The organism is Amycolatopsis sp. (assembly GCF_035276945.1).
GTDB lineage: Bacteria > Actinomycetota > Actinomycetes > Mycobacteriales > Pseudonocardiaceae > Amycolatopsis_E.
Genome location: NZ_DATELF010000041.1, coordinates 1 through 20,776, shown reverse-complemented (window position 1 = coordinate 20,776; position 20,776 = coordinate 1). Strand labels below are relative to the sequence as shown.

The following is a 20,776-nucleotide window of genomic DNA, read 5'->3' as shown; positions in this document are numbered from 1 at the left end:
CGAAGGGTGGGCCGGTTCGCTTTGTCGACCTCTGCAAGATCAACTCCTAGATCAGCAGCAAGCTTTAGCAGCGCACGGCGCCGACCTGCTTTGTCTAGAAGAGCGAGGATTGCATGCGCCTTCTCGACCGCAATGATCTCGTCCAACGAGGACTTCCCGCGTTCGTTCACTGGCATCCTCCCTGCCACTTCCGCTCCCGTCCCTCTGTCTCTCAGACCACGCGCTCACCAGACGTTAGAACGCTACAGCAGCCGAGGCCACACCAGTCCGATACCGACACACCTCATCAGGGTTCCATCCGGAGTTGCTCGCGCTCCGGTGACTAGCAAAGGACATCGTGTTCAGAGTTTCTTTACCTGTTCAAGGCGGCCGCTACGCGGCCGCTGATCCGGCCCGATGTTGTCTCCGGCCGCCAAGCGCGGGCGTGCGGCTGGCGCCGGTCCCGCGCGGCGGCCGGACGAGGAAGGCCGGGCGGCCACGCAGCCGCCGCAGGGGGAGAAGCACAGTGTCTTCGCCAGACGGGCAACCTCCGGGGAGGAGGGCGGACCAGCACCGGCAAGCAAACGGCCGGCACTGGGCAGGCTCCTCACCAACGTCGTGGTCACGTCGGTGGTCTCCCCATCGGCAAGACAGGCGTCTATCAGGTCGCCAGGGCATTCCGGGCACAGCCATCCGGGCGAACCGGCCGTCACCATCAGACGATGAGCTCGCGATCGGATGCCGGTCCACCCGGATGGCCGACCCTCCACACCCTGGCAACCTGATCGGGGCACGCCAGCCGACGGGGAGACCACCGAGAAGCCCACTCCTTGCAGGGCAGGATTCAAAAGATCATCTTCCCGCTTTACTCCCAGGAATCAACGGCAAACGACCACCATCAGTAGTGTTTGATGATCGTTCGCTTATGCTATCCATGCAGGCAGGGGCAGGGAACGGCAGTCAACCGCAGACAACAAGCATGATCGACCGCAAATCGATCAAGTGCGGGTTCGAGTCCCGTCTGGGGCACTCACCCGGATGTCAGCCTGACCCGCCGTGCGTCATCTCCCGTTGATCCGCCCATGGTTCCGGGCAAGCCGGCCACGATCCCCGACGCCCGCTGCTGTCGGCCAGTCGGCCGAAGCCTTCCGGCGAGGGAGGCAAGCGCGGGTGCGACAGCGTGGAGGACAGGCCGACCATCCGTACTCGGCCTTGCTGGTCAGCTTGGCCAAGCACGAGCATTGTCGGATGCCGCGGGCTGCCGGTCACGCCGAGTACCACCGCACCAACGTGGCGCTCGACCTCGAGCCAGCCGGACCCCGGCCCGGTAGCTCGTGTCGACAGGCTTGGCCACCCCTCGACCCCGATGCGGGCCATGGCAGCCGGTCGATGTCGTGGTGGGCGGGGGCCCCGCCGCGTAGACGAGCATGGACTCCAGTCGCCGGCCGCCGAGCGTCGTTGCCATCGCGACATCGGCGGCGTCGCTGCCGCGGCCGACGACCATGCGTCCCTTGCGCCGGCCGGCAGCAACACCCGCAGGCACGTGGAGGTCGCGGTAGTGACGCAAGCCGCTGCTGGGTTCGATCCGCCAGCTCTCGTCCGTCACCCCGGCACTGCTGGCCGCACCAACACCGTCAGCGTGGCGACCTCGGCGTCATGGGTGGAAGGCGCAGCCGACTCATCCCACCGGCTGCTTTCACCCGTTGCCCGTAACGGAAGGTGACTGCGGTTCCGCCGCGGCGCTGCCGGCGCAGACGCATCCTCGGTGCAGCCCGCGGGCCACGGTCGCGGAGCAGTACCTGATTCCGATCGAATCGTGCGCGTCCCATCGATGCGGACACGCCGCACACGTAACGCCGGCCTCCGGTTCGGTGTCGGTCGCTTTCCCCTCGGTCATCGGCATGGCCGCTGGCTCCCCTTTCCGTATGCCGGTCGCCTTTCCGGTCAGTTCGCATTAAGAGTGGGTGGGAGCCGGGCGTTCGGGGCCGGCCCGGTCGAGGTCGGCCGAGCGGAGCCGGAAGACTCGCAGAATGAGTCCGAAGTGCTTGCGGGTTTCGCCGACCATGCCATTGCGACGGACGGTGGCGGCCGCCCGGGTGTTTCCTGGTGGGACGACGGCGAAGACCGATCCGCGGTGAAACCGGCGAAGCGCGCTCGATGCGTTCACCGGATCCGGCCGCCGTCGGCTTCCCACCGCTGCGTCGCCGTCTCCACGTGGTCCGTGCCACTGCTGTCCAGCGCGCCAACCGGTGTGACGAGGCTGAGCGCGAGTAGCGCCTCGATACGGTCGACGTTGTCTCGCCGCGATGCCGTCATCAGCGCGTGGTGCACGGTCGCCGGGGTGGCGTCGGGTGGGACTACGAGCAGGGTCAGACGTTGCCGGGCCTGCCCGGTCACCGTCACCGTGTCGGGGTGCCGTGTGCGGAACCCTTTCAACCGGGCGGTGCGTCCCCCGATCGTGAGACGGCGCGGGGTCGGCTGCCACCTGGTCACGTTGTAGGTCACCCGTTCGATCCGGCCCGGCCGAATCGTCAGCACCGCAGGCAGCAGCGGCACTTCGGCGGCCAGGTCCCGGGATCGGGGCAACCACGCGTCGCCGGCATACCCCGTGGTGGGCCCTTTCGGCCTCGAACCGCGAGCGCGGTGCCTGCCGAGGCTGCTCGATGACCGTCGAGGTCAACGGGGTGGCGATCAGTGTGCGCGGGCTCGACGTCATGCCGATGCTCCCGTCCCCGGCCGTGAACACGGCCGACCTGGGCTTTCATCGAGGACGACGCGGGCTTGACCGCTCGCGTACGAGATGCTCCCGACACCTCGAACACTACGCCCCATGCGGCCACCCGGGCGCGAGCATCGTGATCGCCTGCTCAACGCACTGTCGGTGGCGACCGGCCCAGCGCGCTGGGCGAGGGCTCCGGCCGCCACGGCACCCCGCCGGGTGTCCGGTGGGCGGTGCCGGTTATGGTGGCGTTGCGGGTGCGGCTGTGGCTCGGCCCGTTGCCCTTCGGCAGGAACTTTCCGGCGAGTCGGGACGTTGTGCTGGTTGTCGCATGTTTTGCGTGTTCGTGTTCTGCCACGCTCCGCGGAATTCTTGATGCGGGCGTGTTGCTCTTGCCTTCGCAGTAGCTGCAGCGACCGTTTCGAGCCTGCGGCTCCGGTGCCCGCACGGTGCGGGCTTTCGGTCGGTCAGCTCTCGGAAGGAGACAGATGACACAGGGAACCGTAAAATGGTTCAACGGCGAGAAGGGCTTCGGCTTCATCGCCACTGACGACGGAGGCGCCGATGTCTTCGTGCACTACTCGGAGATCACCGGCAACGGCTTCCGCAGCCTCGAGGAAGGCCAGCGGGTGACGTTCGACATCGGGCAAGGCGCCAAAGGCCCGCAGGCCATCGGCGTTCGCGCTCTCTGAGCAAGACCCGATCGGCGGTGTTCGTTACCGGTTCACTCAGTGGTGAGCACCACCGGCTCCCTCGGGATGCCGGTGAGCGTGCCGCTTCAACAGAAAGCTCTGATGGTCTATGGCATCCACCGGCGCACCGTCATCCCCTCCACGATCCATCGGCGATTTCGCCGAACTGACGCGCACGATCAAGGATCGAGGCCTGTTCGATCGCCGCCCCGGCAGTTACGCACTCAGGTTCGGGATGAACGCGGCCCTGATGGCGGGGGGCTGGACGGTGTTCGCCCTGTTGGGCTCATCGTGGTGGCAGTTGCTGACCGCGGTGTTCTTCGCCGTGGTGTTCACCCAACTCGCGTTCGTCGGCCACGACGCGGGTCACAAGCAGATCTTCCGTGGCAGGCGCGCCAACAACATCGTCGGCTACCTACATGGCGCACTGGTGGGGCTGAGTTTCGAGTGGTGGGTCGGCAAGCACAACCGGCACCATGCCAACCCGAACCATGAAGACGACGACCCGGACCTCGATATTCCGCTGCTCTCGTTCACCCATGCGCAGGCCGCCGGCAAGCGAGGCTTCCTGCGTTGGATGACGAAGTACCAAGCGTTCCTGTTCTTCCCGCTGCTCTTGCTGGAAGGCCTGAGCCTCCATGTCGCCAGCATCCAGGCGGTGTGGCGCAACGAGGTCAAAGCCACCAGGGTGGAGGCCACGCTGCTGGTCGCGCACATCGTCGGCTACCTGACGGCGGTGTTCCTCGTCCTCTCACCACTGCAGGCGATCGCGTTCATCGCCGTGCACCAGGGGCTGTGGGGCGTCTACCTGGGGTGCTCGTTCGCGCCCAATCACAAAGGCATGCCGACATTGCCTGCCGGAGAGAAGCTGGACCACCTGCGGAAGCAGGTGTTGACCTCCCGCAACGTCCGTGGTGGCTGGATCGTCGACTTCGCGCTGGGCGGGCTGAACTACCAGATCGAGCACCACCTGTTCCCCGGTATGCCGCGCGCGAACCTTCGCCGCGCTCAGCCCGTCGTGCAAGAGTTCTGCCGCCGGCGCGGCCTTCCCTACAGCCAGACCAGCGCCGCGGGCTCCTATGCCGAGGTGCTGCGCCACCTGCACGCAATCGGAGCACCACTACGGGCTGCGCCAACGGCGTCCGCATAGGAACGCCCACCATAGTAAGGATCCTCATTTGACGTCATCAGCGCTCGTCCCCCCGCTCGTGTTCAGCCACCGTCCAAACCCCGAGGCGGTCGACTATCGCCGGGACGCAGTCCCAGCTCACACGAGGGCGGCACAAGACCTCAATCCACGGTTCATCGCACCACCGGCGTCCCCGGGCGCGGAGCCACCACCAGCCGATCTTCCTCCCGCTGGCGGCTTCCGGGCCGGTACACCACCACGCCAGCACAACCGGCCGGGCAGGGACGGCAAAGGTCGTCCGCGGGCTCGAACATCGAGGAGGAACTCCAACTCATGACGCTTGCCGCTTGCCAGGCTGAAGGCTGAAGAGACCACCGCTTGCCACGAGCTAGGGACCATCTCGGGCCGGTGGTCGCGGGCCGTGTGTTGATGGTGGTTCTGTCAGTGGAAATGGTCAACCGTGGCGAGCGTCGTGCCGGTCGGCCAGGCCGGCGATCGTGGGGTTCTGCGCAAACCAGCACCGCATACCCGATCCTGGGCCGGAGCCACGATCCGGACATGAGGCAACCGACCCCACGCCCACCCCGGTTGGACGCCGTATCGTCCTGCTGCCAGCGGCCAGCCGGTGGCCGAGGCCGAGTTCGCCGACGGCGACGAGACGTGGAGTTCCGCTTTCACTTCAGCAACCGATGACCGGCGTCGCCCTCGGACCCCAAGATTATCTCGGAAATCGATGCGTTCCCTGCGGAACTCGCGGACGCGACAGAAGCTCGAGGCACCCAGTGGTGCCGAACCCGGTGACCCGGTTACGTCGGATCTGCTGACGACGGCAGCGACAGGATGGCGGGCATGGACGTTGATGTCGACGTTACGCAAGCCTTGTTCCGTGGCTTGGCCGGTTACGTTCGTGCGGTAGCCCAAGAATTGGATCTTCCCGCCGAGGGCACAAGCTTCGAAATCAGCGATACCGCTACTGCCTATATTGGACTGGCGGCACGCTGGCCCGCACGTCCGGGACGTGACCTCATGCTCAACTGGAGCGAATGCGCCGGGTGGTCGATCGCCGTGGAGACCACACCCGCCGAACTGACTCTCGTCGTCGCCGAGTTCGGCGCTGACCCGCTGCCGCCACCTCGTCCGCTCGCCCGGTTCGTCACCAACACACTTGCCGGGCACCGTAGGAGGGTCGCCCTTGACCGAGCTCGGCCAGATCCGATCAACCGACACATGCTTGCCGCACGTCTGGCCCGGTACATTTCGGACTGACCGCGGAGGGCCTGTCAGCACTTGCCCGCCCGTCCTGTTCGTCCTGCCGCGGAACGGGGAAGTGAGCTTTCCCCGTTGGTGGCAGCAGCGTGGTGGCACCCGAATACGGTTGGGCCCGTGCCGACGAGCGTGCGTATCGGTTCCGAGGGAGCCGAGGTGTGACAGGGGGGTGTCGGTGTCCGGTGTGAGGCAGGCCCGGACGGGCCAACTTCCGCCGCCGCTGGACCGATCTCGCGCCAACTTCGCCCCCGCAGGCCGGTCGCACCCCATCCCCGACGACGTGGACGTGAGCGAGGTGACGGCCGTCGGCGTGCCCTGCCACTGGCTTTCGCCCCCGGAAGGGGAATCCGACCGCGTGCTGTTGTTCGTGCACGGTGGTGGCTTTTCCCTGGGCTCGGTGCGCAGCCACGGCGAACTGGCGGCACCGCTCGGACGGGCGGGATGCGAGTGCTGTTCCCGGAGGGCCGGCTGGCGCCCGAGCATCCTTTGCGGGCTGTATGGCACTCCCGCGATCACCGCTGGCGTCGCCGTTGTTCGCCGACCTGAAGGGGCTTCCGCCGCCGCTGGTGCTGGTCGGCACGGCCGAACTGCTGTTCAGCGATGCCGAGCGCCTTGCGGCGGCGGCCACGGCCGCGGGTGTCGACGCCACGCTGCAGGTCGGGAAGGGGCTGCCGCATGTGTACCCGCTCATGCTCGGCACCCCCGAGGCCGCCGCAGCAACAGATCGGCAAGTTCCTCAGTACCCGCGTACCTTGACGCTCCCACTCCTTGACCACCTTCCGGAAGCTTGTGGTGGGCAGCCGTCAGCTGAAGGAAGTCGTGGCGCACTCCTTCGGTCAAGAACGCCAGTAACGGGTCATTGATCGCTCTCCTCCTCGGTTGAGGACGGCCTGCTTTCGGACGTACCGCCGAAGCCGGGGGCCAGATCTGCCGGGTTCGGGGTTTCCTCGTCCTTGTTCGGTCCGCCCTCCGGGGGTTCGGGCTCCGGTACGCCCGGCGCGGTGTCGGGTTTGTCCTGCGGCTTGTGGTTCATCGGGCTGCCTCCTTACCGGCAACCCAGGGGGTTCCCAGCGGGCAGGCTCGAAACTCAGAGGTTGTGCAGCCCGACGAGCACCTTCTCGAGGAACGCGGCGTCCGGCAGCTCGGGCCGGGCGCGGCCGGTGGACGGGTGACGCGCGGCGACCTTGCCGGCGGTGAGCAGGTCGGACACCAGGATCCGCACCACGCTCACCGGTAGCCGGAGCTCGGCGGAGATCTCCACGACGGACGTCGGTGCCCGGCACATCCGCAGGATTCTGGCGTACTCGGACTGCATGCCCGGGACGGGCTCGGCCGCGCTCACGATCAGCGTGACGACGTCGAGGTGGTCGTCTTCGGCCCGGCTTCGCCCACCCGTGACCGTGTACAGCCGGTCGGGATCCTCTTCGTCGAGCGCGCGTCTGCTCATGTGTACTGCCGGTCGCGGGGCGGGGAGGTGAGGAACTCGTCGAGCTGCTCGACCAGTTCGTCCATGTTGTGGCCGATCAGGCCGACGTCCGCGCTGTCGGTCGCGATCACCGCGAGGTGCGCGCCCTCGCCCGCGGCGATGATGAACAGGAGCCCGCCGTGGAACTCCGTCATGGACTGCCGGATCCCGCCGCTGCCGTCGCCGAACTCGATGGAAGCGCTGTGGGAAAGCGCTTGCAGGCCCGCGGCGACGGCGGCCAGATGGTCGGCCTTGTCCATGGTGAGACCGCTGGTGTGGCACATCTTGAGCCCGTCGCGCGACAACACCAGTGCGTGTCTGGCTCCCGGCGTGTTCCGCACCAGGTTCTCCAGCAGCCAGTCCTGCGTCGTGTTCATCGTTCGTTCCCTGTTTCGGTTTCGGTGGTGGGCTTGCGCCGCTTCGCCTGCCGGAAGGCGTCGAAACGGGCACCGGAGTCGGCTCGGGGCCGGGTCGTTGTCGGCCGGGGCGCGGGAACTTCCGGTACCGGAGCGGCCGCGAGCGCCTGCCCGCGACGCCGTTTCGGCAACCCGTCCAGACCCGAGGCCGCGGGCTGTTTCGTGGCGGGCGGCGGCACCGTGGGGTGCGCGTTGACCGGCGTCTTCTCCGCGCGGGGCCGGGTGATGAGCTGGCTCGGGATCCGGACGACCACGCTCGTTCCACCGCGTGACGACGGCCGGAAGAAGATTTCCAGCCGGTGCTTGCGGGCCAGGCTGCCCACCACGGCCAAACCCAGCCGCGTGCCGGACAGCTTCGCCAGATCGAGCGGCTCGGACGCGGAAACGGCGGCCTCGGCGCGCTCGAGTGTCCGGGACTTCATGCCCAGACCGGCGTCTTCGATGGTCACCACGATCCCGTTGTGCAGCTCTTCGACATGGGCGTGCACCTCTTCTGACGGCGCGGAGAACCTGGTCGCGTTGTCCATCAGTTCGGCGAGGGCGTGCATCACGTCTTCGGCGGCGTACCCGACGATCGCGGCGGTGCTGGTCGAATGCAGCCGCACCCGCTGGTAGGCGCCGATGCGGCCCATCGCGCCGCGCAGAACGCTCTCCATCACGATGGGTTTGGTCCACCGCCTGCCGGACCGCGCACCGGCCAGCACCGCGATGCTGTCGGCCAGCCTGCCCACCTGTGCGGTGCTGTGGTCGAGCTTCAGCAGGTCGCCCAGCATCTCCTCGGAACAGTCCTCCATTTCGCGCAGGTCCGCGAGCATGCTCGTGGTCATGGCCTGAACGCGTCCGGCCGCGTTCGCGCTGGCCGCCATCGCCGCCGCGCGCCGCCGTTCGCTCGCCGCCACCTCCAGGGTCAGCAACTGGAGAATCGTGCGGTGGGCGTCGCTGCCGGGCTGGGGTATCTCGGCCAGCGTGGTGTTCGCCGGGGTGCCCTCACGGAGTTTTCGCACCGCCGTCGGCAGCGTCTCGCCGACGAGCTTCGCCAACTCGGTGTTCGTGGCGTCGATGTGATCCAGGGCTTGACGTGTGCGTTGCGCCTGATACGTGGCAAGCGCCGCCACCACCGGCAGTCCCGCCCCGAACAGCGCGGCGATGGCGGGCATCATGCCCGCGAAAAATCCCAGACACCAGAGACCACCGGTGACGATTGTCACAATGAGCGGGATTCCCAAAGCCTGGCGCATGGGCAAGCGCTCCGCCGGAACAGCCTCTGCTGGCATCGATCAGGTCCTCACATGGGGGTTCCGATCGAAGATACTCGTTTCCGCCCCCCACCCGCGAGTCCTCCATTCAGGCCCAATGAGTTCCCCATTCAGGCACCCCGAGTTCCCCGGTCAGGCACCGAGCGTGCCGCTCTCGTAACAAAAGAACGGAAACCCTGTGGTCAACAATGCCGTCAGCTCACGCCGATGCCGCGCCGGACGTCGCCCGGCAGGTGATCGACCCGTTCCAGATCCCGGTGCGCGCTCGACCGCAGCTGCCATGGGACGCTCGTCACCATCACGCCCGGTTCGAACAGCAACCTGCCTTTCAGGCGCAGCGCGCTCTGGTTGTGCAGCAGGTTTTCCCACCAATGGCCGACCACATATTCGGGAATGTAGACGCACACGATGTCGCGCGGGCTTTCCCGGCGCATGTTCTTGATGTAGTTGACCGATGGCCGGGTGATTTCGCGGTACGGCGATTCGAGCACCTTCAACGGGACCCTGAGGTCGTATTTCTCCCACGTCCGTTGCAGTTCGCGGGTGTCGGTGTCGTCGACGTTGACGGTGATCGCGGTCAGGGTGTCCGGCCGGGTGGCCTTGGCGAAGGCGATCGCGCGCTGGGTGGGCTTGTGCAGGCGCGAAGCCAGGACCAGCGCGTGGATCCGGCTGGGCAGGAGGCCGCCGTCCGGGTCGGGCTCGAGTTCCTCGCTCACCCGCTGGTAGTGTCGCCGGATTCCGCGCATCAGCAGGAACAGCAACGGGATCGCGATGACGACCAGGTACGCGCCGTTCGCGAACTTGGTGGCCAGCACGACCACGAGGACCACCCCGGTGAAGCACGCGCCGAACGCGTTGATCAACCGGCCGCGCTGGATCCGCAGCCGCTGCGCCCGGTCGGTGGCGCCCGGCAGCTCTCGGTTCCAATGCCGGACCATGCCGGCCTGGCAGAGCGTGAACGACGTGAACACGCCAATGATGTAGAGCTGGATCAGCCGGGTCGTGGAACCGTCGAAGGCGTAGATCAGCACCCCGGCGAGCACGGCGAGCGCGATGATGCCGTTGGAGAACGTCAGCCGGTCCCCGCGGGTGTGGAGCTGGCGAGGCAGGTACCGGTGCTGCGCGAGGATCGACCCGAGCAGCGGGAAACCGTTGAACGCCGTGTTGGCGGCCAGGATCAGGATCAGCGCCGTGGTGGCCTGGATGAAGTAGAACCCGAAGCTGTGGTCGCCGCCGAAGACCGCGGCAGCGATCTGCGCGATCACCGTGCGCTGCGCCCCCGTGGTGCAGTCGCCGGGGAAACCCACCAGGTCGCAGGTGTCCTCGGCCACCCGGACGTGCGTGAGCAACGCGAGCACGGTGATCCCGCTGAACATGGTGATGGCGAAGATGCCCATCGCGCTCATCGTGCGGGCCGCGTTGAGACCCTTGGGTTTGCGGAACGCCGGCACCCCGTTGGAAATCGCCTCCGCGCCGGTCAGTGCCGTGCAGCCCGAAGAGAACGCGCGCAGCACGAGGAAGGCCAGCGCCAGCCCGGACAGGCCGACGTGCTCGGCCCGGATGTCCCAGCCCGCGCTCTCGGCGACCGGCGCGTGCCCGGTGACCGCCATGCCCAGCCCGGTCACGATCATCGCCAGCACCCCGGCCACGAACAGGTAGGTGGGCACGGCGAAGGCCCGCCCGGACTCCCGGATGCCGCGCAGGTTCATCGCGGCCAGGAACGCGATGAAGACGAGGTTGATGAGCACGCGGTAGGGGTTGAGTTCGGGTACGGCCGAGATGATGTTGTCCACACCCGCGGCGACGGAGACCGCGACGGTGAGGATGTAGTCCACCAGCAGCGCACCTGCGACGACGAGCCCGGCCGACTGCCCGAGGTTGCGGGAGGCGACCTCGTAGGACCCGCCGCCACTGGGGTAGGCCTGCACGACCTGGCGGTAGGACAGCACGACGACGGCCAGCAGCACGACCACCGCGAGCCCGATCCACGGCGTCAGATGCAGGAAGGCGACCCCGCCCAGCGCCAGTACCAGGATGATTTCCTGGGTGGCGTAGGCGACCGAGGACAGTGGGTCGCTGGCGAAGATCGGCAACGCCAGGCGCTTGGGCAGCAGCTCGTGATGGAGCTGGTCACTACGGAACGGGCGGCCTACCACCAGCCGCTTGAGCACCGACGTCGGAGAAGCCACGCCCGAAGCGTAGGTACACCACCGGCTCCTCGGGCGGTGCCGGAGCGTATAGAAAGCGTCAAAATTTGCTCCTTCCGCGTCCGGGTCGCGTCAGGGAGCCGTTCCCCGCCCCACGCCCGTGCCTAACGTCATGCGGATGCCTCCGGACCTTGATCGGCTGCTCGACCACCCGCTGGCGGTGGACGTGCTGGACGCGCTCGGCGCCAGGCCCAGGACCTTCGCCGGGCTGCGGTCGGATTTCCGGGCGCGGCGGCGGGACCTCGACGCGGCACTGCGCGTGCTGGCGGCATACGGTCTGGTCCGGCGGTGTGGCCAGCCCGGCACCTGGGATTGGTGTGCGCCGCTTTCGGTGTCCTACGAACTCACCGGGAAGGGGCGGCACCTGGCCGGTGAGCTGGAGGACTTGGACGTCTGGGTCCGCGTCTACGAGCGTTATCTGGCTGAACCGGGCTGATCAGCAGTGTCGCGCAGGTGGCGGAGCGCGAGGGCGAGGTTGAGGCGGAAATGCCCGTCGGGGGTGTTCAGGGGGAAGCCGAGGACCCGCTCGGCGCGCGCCAGGCGGGTGGCCACCGTGCTGTGATGGCGGTGGATCGCCGACGCCGTTTTGCGGGCGGAGCCGGTGGTGCAGAAGGTCCGCAGGACCTCCAGGGTGTCGGGGTCGCCGGGGCCGGTCGCCAGCTTGTCGAGTGCGGTGACGTCGGGCACTCCGGCGAGGTCCTCGGCGGTCAGCCGCTCGGCGAGGAGCAGCAGCCCGCCCAGCTCGTCCGCGTGGGTGAGCGCGGCGGCCTTGGTGAACCGCAGCGCGTTGCGCGCGGACTGCCACGAGCGCGTGGCCTCGATGGCCGGGACGACCGGCCCGACGCCGATGCGTGCTCCGGCGAAGGATTCCAGCGGTGGCCCCGGTTCCGGCACCAGCAGGGCGTTCAGCCGCCCGACCGGGGCGACCCGGCCGCCCAGCGCGGCGGCGAAGGCCTCCGCGTCCCCGTCGACCGCCAGGACCCGGACCGGAGCGGTCGGCGCGAAGCCCAGAAGGTGCAGCGCCCTCGACCGTTCCACCTCCCCGGCCGAATCGGAGAGGACGAGTTCGACGAGCGCGGGGTCGCCCAGCTTCGGCAGCCCGCCCGCGCGATCCAGCAGGATTTCGCCAGCGAACGCGAACCGTTCGAGCGTGATCTCGTCGAGGGGTACCGGCTCGCCCTTCCGTTCGAGCCAGTAGAGGTCGCTTCCGCGCCGGAACACCGCGGCGTCGCCCGGTGGCCCGGGGCAAACCTCCAGTTCACCGTTGGGTTCGGCGCGGACCGAGACACCCTGGCGAGGCACCTGCATACCGACCGGGCACTCGGCGAGGACGGCGGCGCGGCGGAGCAGGGTATCCGGGGTGGCCCGGCCTTTGACCAGCGTGTCGAAGAACCCGATCACCCGGACAGCGCTTTCAGCCCCGGTATCCAGGGTCGAGAGCCTGAGCAGCAGCCCTTTCACTCGATCAGAGTACCGCCACCTGGCGGGCAGCGGGGGTGCCAAGCGGAACGGTTGGCGGGTGTTCCGGACGGCCGCGATGGCGCATGCTGCACCCTGGCTGACAAGGAGTCGGCATGGTCGCGGAGGAAACAGCATGACCTACGCATTCGATCCCGAACTTGCCCCGTGGGTGGCGATGCTGCCCAAGACCGATCTCACGGACATCGCCGCGACCCGTGCGCAGGTCGCCGAGATGCTCGCCCAGCTACCGAAGCCGCCCGTACCGGACACGCTGTCGATCGAGGACACGACCACGAACGGCGTGCCGGTGCGGATCTACCGGCCCACCGGCCGGCCGGGCCCGCTGCCCGCCCTGCTCAACCTCCACGGCGGCGGGTTCGTGTTCGGCGATCTCGAGTTCGCGCACGCGGAGTCGGTGCGGATCGCCACCGAGGTGGAAGCGGTCGTGGTGTCGGTGGACTACCGGCTCGCGCCCGAGCACCCGTTCCCGGCCGGGCTGGAGGACTGCTACACCGCTTTGGGCTGGACCGTGGACAACGCGGGTGATCTCGGTATCGACCCGGCACGCGTGGGCGTCGGCGGCGAGAGTGCGGGCGGCGGGCTTGCCGCCAGCGTCGCACAACTCGCCCGCGCCCGGGGCGGCCCCGCACTGCGCTTCCAGTACCTCGGCATCCCGGAACTGGACGACAGCCTGGAAACGGTGTCCATGCGCACTTTCGTCGACACTCCATTGTGGAACCGCCCAGCGGCCGAGATCAGCTGGAAGTCCTACCTGACCGGGGAAACCACTTTGGACGGTGTGCCCGCGGCGCCGGCGCGGGCGGAAGACCTGTCCGGGCTGCCCCCGGCGTTCGTCTCGACGTCCGAGTTCGATCCGCTCCGCGACGAGGGGCTGGCCTACGCCCAGCGATTGCTCCAGGCGGGCGTGAGCGTCGAACTGCACCACTACCCGGGCACGTTCCACGGCTCGGTGATGGTGGCCGACGCGGCCGTGACCCGGCGCATGATCAGGGACGCGATCGAAGCGTTACGCCGATCGTTGTAACGCGAACTCCTCCCGCCCGACTCCGGGGCGGGAGGAGTGTCATGTCGAAGAGGATCGTGATCTGCTGTGACGGGACCTGGAACACGCGGGATCAGAAGTCGCCGACGAACGTGGTCAGGATCCACGACGCCGTTCTGTCCACCGACGCCGACGGGCGGGCCCAACTGCCGTTCTACCACCAGGGAGTGGGCACCAGCGGATTCTGGGACCGATGGCTGGGCGGCGGCTTCGGGCTCGGCCTTTCGCACTGCGTCCGGGACGCTTACCGCTTTGTCGTGGAGCACTTCGAACCTGGCGACGAGCTCTTCTTCTTCGGCTTCAGCCGGGGTGCCTACACCGCGCGCAGCACCGTCGGTTTCATCCACAACTGCGGTGTTCTGCGCCCGGAATACGTGGACAAGGTGGACGACGCGTACGCGATTTACCGGGACCGGAAGAACGCGGAACTCAGCCCTTCCGGCGACGAGGCGAAGCGCTTCCGTAAGGCGTACTCCCACGAGCCGAGGATCCGGTTCGTGGGGGTCTGGGACACCGTGGGCTCGCTGGGCATCCCGCTCAGCGGCCTGCGGCTGATCAACCTCGTCAACCGCCGCTGGCAGTTCCACGACGTGGAGTTGAGCCGGCGTGTGGACGCGGCGTTCCAGGCACTGGCGATCGATGAGCGGCGTGGCCCGTTCCGGCCCGCCGTCTGGACGCGGCACCCCGAGGCCGGCGACCAGGAGATCGAGCAGGTCTGGTTCACCGGGGTTCACTCCGACGTCGGCGGCGGCTACCCGGACCGCGAGTTGGCCGACATTTCCATGGCCTGGATGGTCGAGCGGGCGCGGGCCTGCGGGCTGGCGATCGACTACGGTGCCGTCGCACCCGACCCGTTCGGCACGCTCCACGATTCCATGACCATGTGGTACCGGTTGGTCCAGCAGGCCGAGCGGACCCTGGACGCCACCGACCCTGTCCAATGCCTCGCCTTGACCGCCTACAAGCGGCACGAGCGGCTCGCCCAGGACTACTCCCCGGAGAACCTGGTCGAGTACTTGCGCGCGGACGGTCCGGTGCGGGACGTCTGACCCGCGGTGTTGTTCAGGGCGCCCACGGGTGCGGGTGTCCAGGCCGTGACGCCTGCGCAGATCCCCCCACAGGGGTACGGCGGCCTGCCTCCTCGCCCCCATGGCTTCGCAAACGCACGCTTTTGCGTATCCCGTGGGCATACTTGAGCCCGTGGGTTACCGGTGGATCCTGCACGTCGACCTCGACCAGTTCATCGCGGCGGTCGAGTTGGCGCGGCATCCCGAGCTGCGCGGCAGGCCGGTCGTGGTCGGCGGGCAGGGCGATCCCGCCCAGCGCGCGGTCGTGGCCACCGCGTCCTACGAGGCACGGGAGTTCGGCATTCAGTCGGGTATGCCGCTCAGGACGGCCGCGAAACGCTGCCCGGACGCGGTGTTCCTGCCTTCCGACCCGCCCGCGTACGAGGACGTCTCGGCGCGGGTGATGGAGACCCTGCGTGAGCTGCCCGTGGTGGTCGAGGTGCTGGGCTGGGACGAGGCGTTCCTCGGCGCCGACACCGACGACCCCGAGGCGCTGGCGGTCGAGGTCCGGCGCGCGGTCGCGGACGAGACCGGCTTGTCCTGCTCGGTCGGCATCGGGGACAACAAGCTGCGCGCCAAGCTCGCCACCGGTTTCGGCAAGCCGGCCGGGGTGTACCGGCTCACCGCGGAGAACTGGGAAGAGGTGATGGCCGGGCGCCCGCCGGACGCGCTGTGGGGCATCGGGCGCAGGACCGTCAAGAAGCTCACCGAGCTCGGCGTGACCACGGTGGGCGCGCTCGCCGCCGCGGATCCGGCGGTCCTGGCCGCACGCTTCGGGCCGACGATGGGCCCGTGGTACCGCCTCCTCGCGCTGGGCTACAGCGACACGGAGGTCACCGCGACCCCGTACGTGCCGCGCTCGCGGAGCCGTGAGACCACCTTCCAGCGAAACCTGACCGACCGGGCGGAGATTTCCGCTCAAGTGTCCAATTTGGCCAGACGGGTCGCCGAGGACGTGGTCGCCGAGGGGCGGCCAGCCGCACGGGTCGCGGTCAAGGTGCGGTTCGCGCCGTTCGTCACCCATACCCGCAGCGTCACCTTGCCCGCGCCGACCAGTGATGCCGGGGAGATCGAGCGTGCCGCGCAAGAGGTACTGACCTGGTTCACCGACGACCGCCCTGTGCGCCTGCTCGGGGTGCGCGCGGAATTCTAGAACGGGGAGAATTCCGACAATTCTCGCGAAATTCGTCGATGGCGAACCGTGGCCGTTCGAATTATGGTTCTTCCCATGGCAGAGTCGTCCGCGGGGCGAGGCCGACTCACCCCAGACCAGCGAAATTCGTTCCTCGCCGCGGTACTCGGCTGGACGATGAACGCCTTCGACTATTTCATCGTGGTCTTCGTCTACGCCGATATCGCCAGAAGTTTCGGCGTGCGGAACGCGGACGTGGTGTTCATCACGACCGCCACGCTCATCATGCGCCCGGTCGGAGCCTTGTTGTTCGGGCTGTGGGCGGACCGGGTCGGCAGGCGCGTCCCGCTCATGGTCGACGTCATCTTCTACTCGGTCGTCGGGTTCCTGTGCGCGTTCGCGCCGAACTTCACCGTGCTGCTCGCTCTACGGCATCGGAATGGGCGGGGAATGGGGTCTCGGCGCCGCGCTCGCCATGGAGAAGATTCCGGTCGGCCGGCGCGGGTTCTTCTCGGGCATATTGCAGGAGGGCTATTCCTTCGGATACCTGCTCGCCTCGCTGGCGTCGCTGGTCGTGCTGGACTGGGCGGGGTTGTCCTGGCGCTGGCTGTTCGCGCTGAGCATCATTCCGGCGCTGATCAGCCTGATCATCCGGGCCCGGGTCAAGGAATCGGAGGTCTGGCAGAGCGCGCGGGAACGGATGCGCGTCACCCGGACCTCGGTCAAGGACATCCTGCTCGACCCGAAGATCATCCGCCGGTTTCTCTACCTCGTGCTGCTGATGACCGCGTTCAACTGGATGTCCCACGGCACCCAGGACGTCCATCCCACCTTCCTGAAGGCCCACGGTTCCGGCGGCGCCGGTCTGTCGGCGACCACGGCGACCTGGATCGCGGTGGTCTACAACATCGGCGCCATCACGGGCGGGCTGGTCTTCGGCTCGCTGTCGGAACGGTTCGGGCGGCGCTACACCATCGCGTTCTGCGCGTTGCTGGGGCTGCCGATCGTCCCGCTGTTCGCGTTCTCGAAGACGGCGGCGCTGCTGTGCCTCGGCTCGTTCCTGATGCAGGTCATGGTCCAGGGCGCGTGGGGCGTGATCCCGGCGCATCTGACCGAGATGTCGCCGGACGCCATCCGCGGGTTCTATCCCGGCGTCACCTACCAGCTGGGCAACTGCCTGGCCGCGTTCAACCTGCCCATCCAGGAAGCGCTGGCGGAAAGCCACGGCTATCCCTTGGCGCTGGCGGCGACGATCATCCCGGTGCTCATCGTCGTCACCGTGCTCGTTTTGGTCGGCAAGGAGGCCAAGGGCATCGAGTTCGGCACCGCCACCACCGCGACCACCCCTGCCGCCGCGGACAATTGACGTAAGGTTCGCTCGTGGTGGCGACAGCGAGCGAAATCGCGGCGGCGGTCAGGGCCGGACAGCTCGACCCGGTAGCGGTGACCGAACGGACCCTCGCCGGGATCGAGGTGGCCGACCGGGTCGTCGGCGCGTTCCGGAAGGTGCGGGCCGAGCGGGCGTTGAAGGAGGCGGAAGCGCTCCGGCAGCGCCCGGATCTGGGCGAGCTGCCGCTGGCCGGGGTCCCGGTGGCGGTGAAGGACGTCGCCGAGATCAGCGGCGAGTACGCGAGTCGCGGCTTGACGGCGGTGCCTGCCCAGGAAGCCGTGGCCGACGGCGAGATCGTGCGGCGGTTGCGGTCGGCCGGTGCGGTGATCGTCGGCCTGACCAGGGTTCCCGAGCTGTGCGTCTGGCCGATGAGCGACGCGCCGGACGGGATGGCGCGCAATCCGTGGCACCCCGCCTACACCGCGGGCGGCTCGTCGGGCGGCAGTGCGGCCGCGGTCGCCGCCGGGCTGGTGCCCGTCGCGCATGGCACCGACGGGCTGGGTTCCATCCGGCTGCCCGCGGCGATGTGCGGTCTCGTCGGCATCAAGCCCGGCGCCGATCTGCTCGCCGAGACCGGCTGGTACGGCATGTCCGCGCACGGCAGCCTCGCCACCACCGTCGCCGACGCCGCCTTACTGCTCTCCGTTCTCGCCGACCAGCCCTCGCTGGCGAAAGTCGGTGAGCCCAAAACACTCCGTGTCGCCGTGTCGACAACGCCGCCCCTCACGCATGCACCCATCCCGCGCTCGTTCCGGTCTGCCGTGGACCGGGTCGCCGAGCTGCTCGCGGGCGCCGGCCACCGGGTCGAGCGGGCCACTCCCCGGTACGGCGTGGAACCGACGCTGGGCATCCTGGCCCGGTGGTTCGCCGGCCCGTCCGAACAGGCCGACGCACTGGACCAGACCTTGCTTCAGCCCCGAACCCGCACCCAGGTACGGATCGGCCGCGCACTGCGGGCGGCCGGGCTGATCCGGCTCGGCACCCAGCGGCGCTGGCTCGAGCGGGCGGAGCGGTTCTTCGACGGCTACGACGTTCTGCTGACCCCGGCGCTGGCGTCCTTGCCGCCGAAGGCCGAGCGCTGGCACGAACGGTCATGCCTGGCCAACGCGCTCCCGTCGATCCGGGTGGCCCCGTTCGCCGGGCCGTGGAACTTCGCCGGATACCCCGCGATGTCCGTGCCCGCGGCCCGCCACCGGTCCGGGTTGCCGATCGGGGTGCAGTTGGTGAGCACCTCTGGCGGCGAATCCCGCCTGCTGGCGTTGGCCGCTCAGCTCGAAGCGGCCAACCCCTGGCCGCGCACCCCCTAGCTCCCGACCCGCGAGTCGGGTTTTCGTGACGGGCGAGTCGGGTTTCGTGACGGGTCGGGCCCTTCGCGTCGCGCGAGTCGGGTTTTCGTGTCGCGCGAGGTGGAAAGTCGTCGACGGGAACGGAGAACTCGCACACCGCGAGTGGGGGACTCGCGCGGGGCTAGGGTTTCGCGACGGGGGCGGCCACCGGGGGTGCGGCGGGCTTGGTCACCGGCTCGACGGGCTTTGTCGGCCCTTCGACGGGCTTCGGCCGCGACATGTCCACAGAGGACTCGGCGGGTAGCGGGTCCAGCGCCGAATAGCTGCGGGCCAGCACCTCTTCGGCCTTGCGCAGCCGCGTGAACGCCTGCTCGGACAGCGAGTTCAGCCGCTCGACCTTCCGGCTCGCCGCACGTTCCCGCTGCTCGGCCGTGACCGTCGCGTCCGTGACCAGCTTCTTGGCCTTGGCCATCGCATCGTCGACCAGCCGGGTCGCTTCGGCCGTCGCCTCGGCGATCCGCCGCTCGGCCTGCTGCTTGCTGACCGTCTGCTGGTCGGCGACGTGCTTTTCCAGCGTCGCCCGCTGGGCCGTCATCGACTGCTCGAACTCGTGCTCGATGGTCCGCCGCTTGCGCTCGGCGTCGCCGTCGAGTTTGGTGCGCCGCCGCGCCGCCTCCGTGGTCAGCTTCAGCACCTCGGCCTTGGTCGCCTTGAGCGCGTGATCGTGCTCCGCCTGCATCGCGGTGGCGTGCGACGCCAGTTCGCCGAGCAGTTTCTGGTACCGGTCACGCAACTTGTTCGCGAGTTCGGTCGCGGCCACCCAGTGCTCCGAGGCCGCCACCTCCGCACGCGAGGTGACCTCCTCGGCGCGGGCGTTGGCGAGGTCGACGACCCGCTGCATCCGCTCGTCGAGATCCTCCAGCCGCTCCGGTGGCCGCTTGAGCTCCTCGACCCGGTCGTTCAACCGCGCGATTTCCGTGCGGGCGCTTTCCAGTTCCCGGGACATCTTGCTCGTCTGGGCGATCGCCGCGTCGCGATCGGCCATGATCCGTCGGAGGTTCGCCTCGACGTGATCGAGGTACTGCAGCACCTGGCCACGATCGAAACCGTGCCAGACCTGGTTGTACTCGCGCTTCAACGGAAGCAGGGCACGTTCCTTCGCCGGCTCTCGCTCTCCCACCATGCCGAAAACGGTACCCAAGTACCCCGCGTCATCGGTGGCGGACTCACGGATTCACCGGCTCGCGGGTCACCAGTGGAAGCCGCGGGTGAGTTTGATCAGGCGCGTCGCGGCCTTGGACAGGTGCCGATCACCCTTGCCGAGCTTGATCTCGCCCGTGCCGCCGGCCGCGGCGGAATCGGGGAAGATCCGGTAACCCTCGTAGGCGAGCAGATCCACCAGTCCCGGCACGAACGTGTAGGCGGCCTGCATCAGGTAACCCTCCGTCGTCCCGATGTGCTTCGGCCGGTCCTTCAGCGCGTGCAGCACCATGTCCGCCGCCTGGCTCGGCGACCTGGTGGGGAACGCGTCGTAGATCTTGGTCGGCCGGATCATCGGTGTGCGCACGAGTGGCATGTGGATCGTGGTGAACGTGATGCCGTCGCCGTGCGTCTCGGTGGCCGCGATCTTGCTGAAGTAGTCCAGTGCGGCCTTCGACGCGACATACGCGGAGAACCGGGGCGCGATGCCCTGCACGCCGATCGACGAAACATTCACGATATGTCCGAACTTGCGCTCGGACATGTGCGGCAGCACGGCCAGGATCAGCCGCACCGCGCCGAAGTAGTTGATCGCGATCGCGCGCTCGTAGTCGTGGAAGCGGTCGTACGACAGCTTGATCGACCGGCGGATCGAGCGGCCCGCGTTGTTGACCAGCATGTCGATGCCGGTGTCGGGCCCCGAGTGGTCGGCGATCATCGTCTTGATCAGCGCGTCGACCGACTCGCCGTCGGTGAGGTCGCACGAGTAGACCCACGCCTGGCCGCCGTCGCGCTCGACCTCGGCCTTGACCTCCTCGAGCTGCTCGGTGCGCCGGGCGACCAGCAGCGGGACCCCGCCGGCGCCGGCGACCTGCAGCGCGGTCTCGCGGCCGATGCCCGACGACGCGCCGGTGATGACGACGCGGCGGCCGCGCAGCGGCGGTCCCGGACGCTGCCTGCGGTGCCGGTTCGGGTCGAGGTGGGCGCGCCAGTAGCGCACGAGCACGCCCGCGTAGTCGGCGAACTCGGGCACGCGGACGTCGCCGAG

At 68.5% G+C, this 20,776-nt stretch carries 19 protein-coding genes and 2 pseudogenes; 11 read left to right on the top strand and 10 right to left on the bottom strand.

Translation table 11 applies throughout. The features are described 5' to 3' along the window. Window positions 1-1,675: 1,675 nt before the first annotated feature. Together VJT49_RS05590 and VJT49_RS05585 are read right to left on the bottom strand one after the other, a co-directional pair. Window positions 1,676-1,876, bottom strand: a complete 201-nt coding sequence (locus VJT49_RS05590; protein ID WP_324163610.1) for an RGCVC family protein — start codon at window positions 1,874-1,876, stop codon at window positions 1,676-1,678. Between the two features lie 266 nt (window positions 1,877-2,142). Further along, window positions 2,143-2,592 (bottom strand): annotated as a pseudogene (locus VJT49_RS05585) (DUF5994 family protein); the annotation flags it as partial. Window positions 2,593-3,186: 594 nt separating this feature from the next. Between VJT49_RS05585 and VJT49_RS05580 the strand changes: the two are divergent. The 4 genes from VJT49_RS05580 to VJT49_RS35075 all read left to right on the top strand — a co-directional run bounded on the left by VJT49_RS05580 (window position 3,187) and on the right by VJT49_RS35075 (window position 6,648). Beyond that, complete coding sequence (locus VJT49_RS05580) at window positions 3,187-3,390, top strand: cold-shock protein (RefSeq protein ID WP_324163609.1); 204 nt, start codon at window positions 3,187-3,189, stop codon at window positions 3,388-3,390. A gap of 109 nt (window positions 3,391-3,499) precedes the next feature. Further along, a complete protein-coding gene (locus VJT49_RS05575; protein WP_324163608.1) occupies window positions 3,500-4,540 on the top strand; it encodes an acyl-CoA desaturase in 1,041 nt (346 codons plus the stop codon). An 828-nt stretch (window positions 4,541-5,368) separates the two neighbouring features. Next, a complete protein-coding gene (locus VJT49_RS05570) occupies window positions 5,369-5,785 on the top strand; it encodes a DUF6292 family protein (protein WP_324163607.1) in 417 nt (138 codons plus the stop codon). 374 nt (window positions 5,786-6,159) lie between these two features. After that, window positions 6,160-6,648: an alpha/beta hydrolase fold domain-containing protein gene (locus tag VJT49_RS35075; protein ID WP_414635834.1), complete on the top strand. Its 489-nt coding sequence runs from the start codon at window positions 6,160-6,162 to the stop codon at window positions 6,646-6,648. On the opposite strand, the gene VJT49_RS05560 is transcribed toward VJT49_RS35075, so the two are convergent. From VJT49_RS05560 to VJT49_RS05540, 5 genes are all read right to left on the bottom strand, one after another. Continuing rightward, window positions 6,642-6,818 (bottom strand): hypothetical protein, encoded by a 177-nt coding sequence (locus VJT49_RS05560; RefSeq protein WP_324163605.1) that lies wholly within the window; start codon window positions 6,816-6,818, stop codon window positions 6,642-6,644. The two genes, VJT49_RS35075 and VJT49_RS05560, sit on opposite strands and share 7 nt — an antisense overlap. Window positions 6,819-6,872: 54 nt before the next feature. Continuing rightward, entirely contained in the window at window positions 6,873-7,232 is a 360-nt protein-coding gene (locus VJT49_RS05555) for a DUF742 domain-containing protein (RefSeq protein ID WP_324163603.1), read from the bottom strand. Beyond that, window positions 7,229-7,627 carry a roadblock/LC7 domain-containing protein gene (locus tag VJT49_RS05550; RefSeq protein ID WP_324163602.1) on the bottom strand — a complete coding sequence of 133 codons (399 nt, stop codon included), beginning with the start codon at window positions 7,625-7,627 and terminating at the stop codon, window positions 7,229-7,231. Before VJT49_RS05550 ends, VJT49_RS05555 begins: the two co-directional genes overlap by 4 nt. Next, window positions 7,624-8,826 (bottom strand): sensor histidine kinase, encoded by a 1,203-nt coding sequence (locus VJT49_RS05545; RefSeq protein ID WP_324163601.1) that lies wholly within the window; start codon window positions 8,824-8,826, stop codon window positions 7,624-7,626. The genes VJT49_RS05550 and VJT49_RS05545 overlap by 4 nt, the downstream gene beginning before the upstream one ends. A 290-nt stretch (window positions 8,827-9,116) precedes the next feature. After that, complete coding sequence (locus tag VJT49_RS05540) at window positions 9,117-11,111, bottom strand: APC family permease (RefSeq protein ID WP_324163600.1); 1,995 nt, start codon at window positions 11,109-11,111, stop codon at window positions 9,117-9,119. Window positions 11,112-11,247: 136 nt separating this feature from the next. On the opposite strand from VJT49_RS05540, the gene VJT49_RS05535 reads away from it, so the two are divergent. Then, window positions 11,248-11,565, top strand: coding sequence for a hypothetical protein (locus VJT49_RS05535; protein ID WP_324163599.1), 318 nt, complete (start codon window positions 11,248-11,250; stop codon window positions 11,563-11,565). Here the strand turns inward: VJT49_RS05535 and VJT49_RS05530 are convergent. Continuing rightward, on the bottom strand, window positions 11,544-12,590 hold the full coding sequence (locus VJT49_RS05530; protein ID WP_324163598.1) for a helix-turn-helix domain-containing protein: 1,047 nt from the start codon (window positions 12,588-12,590) through the stop codon (window positions 11,544-11,546). The two genes, VJT49_RS05535 and VJT49_RS05530, sit on opposite strands and share 22 nt — an antisense overlap. 133 nt (window positions 12,591-12,723) lie before the next feature. Between VJT49_RS05530 and VJT49_RS05525 the strand changes: the two genes are divergently transcribed. From VJT49_RS05525 to VJT49_RS05505, 6 genes and pseudogenes are all read left to right on the top strand, one after another. Then, complete coding sequence (locus VJT49_RS05525) at window positions 12,724-13,635, top strand: alpha/beta hydrolase (RefSeq protein WP_324163597.1); 912 nt, start codon at window positions 12,724-12,726, stop codon at window positions 13,633-13,635. Between the two features lie 41 nt (window positions 13,636-13,676). Further along, entirely contained in the window at window positions 13,677-14,702 is a 1,026-nt protein-coding gene (locus tag VJT49_RS05520) for a DUF2235 domain-containing protein (protein ID WP_324163596.1), read from the top strand. A gap of 100 nt (window positions 14,703-14,802) precedes the next feature. Continuing rightward, window positions 14,803-15,873 (top strand): DNA polymerase IV, encoded by a 1,071-nt coding sequence (locus tag VJT49_RS05515; RefSeq protein ID WP_414635833.1) that lies wholly within the window; start codon window positions 14,803-14,805, stop codon window positions 15,871-15,873. 63 nt (window positions 15,874-15,936) lie between these two features. After that, a pseudogene (locus VJT49_RS35070) lies at window positions 15,937-16,522 on the top strand (MFS transporter); the annotation flags it as partial. A 30-nt stretch (window positions 16,523-16,552) separates the two neighbouring features. Next, the gene (locus tag VJT49_RS35065; protein WP_414635835.1) at window positions 16,553-17,218 is read left to right on the top strand and encodes an MFS transporter; all 666 of its coding nucleotides are present in this window, start codon (window positions 16,553-16,555) and stop codon (window positions 17,216-17,218) included. Between the two features lie 14 nt (window positions 17,219-17,232). Beyond that, window positions 17,233-18,549: an amidase family protein gene (locus VJT49_RS05505; protein WP_324163594.1), complete on the top strand. Its 1,317-nt coding sequence runs from the start codon at window positions 17,233-17,235 to the stop codon at window positions 18,547-18,549. A 160-nt stretch (window positions 18,550-18,709) separates the two neighbouring features. On the opposite strand, the gene VJT49_RS05500 is transcribed toward VJT49_RS05505, so the two are convergent. Continuing rightward, the gene (locus VJT49_RS05500; RefSeq protein WP_324163593.1) at window positions 18,710-19,711 is read right to left on the bottom strand and encodes a cell division protein DivIVA; all 1,002 of its coding nucleotides are present in this window, start codon (window positions 19,709-19,711) and stop codon (window positions 18,710-18,712) included. 66 nt (window positions 19,712-19,777) lie between these two features. Then, the coding region (locus tag VJT49_RS05495; RefSeq protein ID WP_324163592.1) for an SDR family NAD(P)-dependent oxidoreductase at window positions 19,778-20,776 on the bottom strand (999 nt) is incomplete at its 5' end.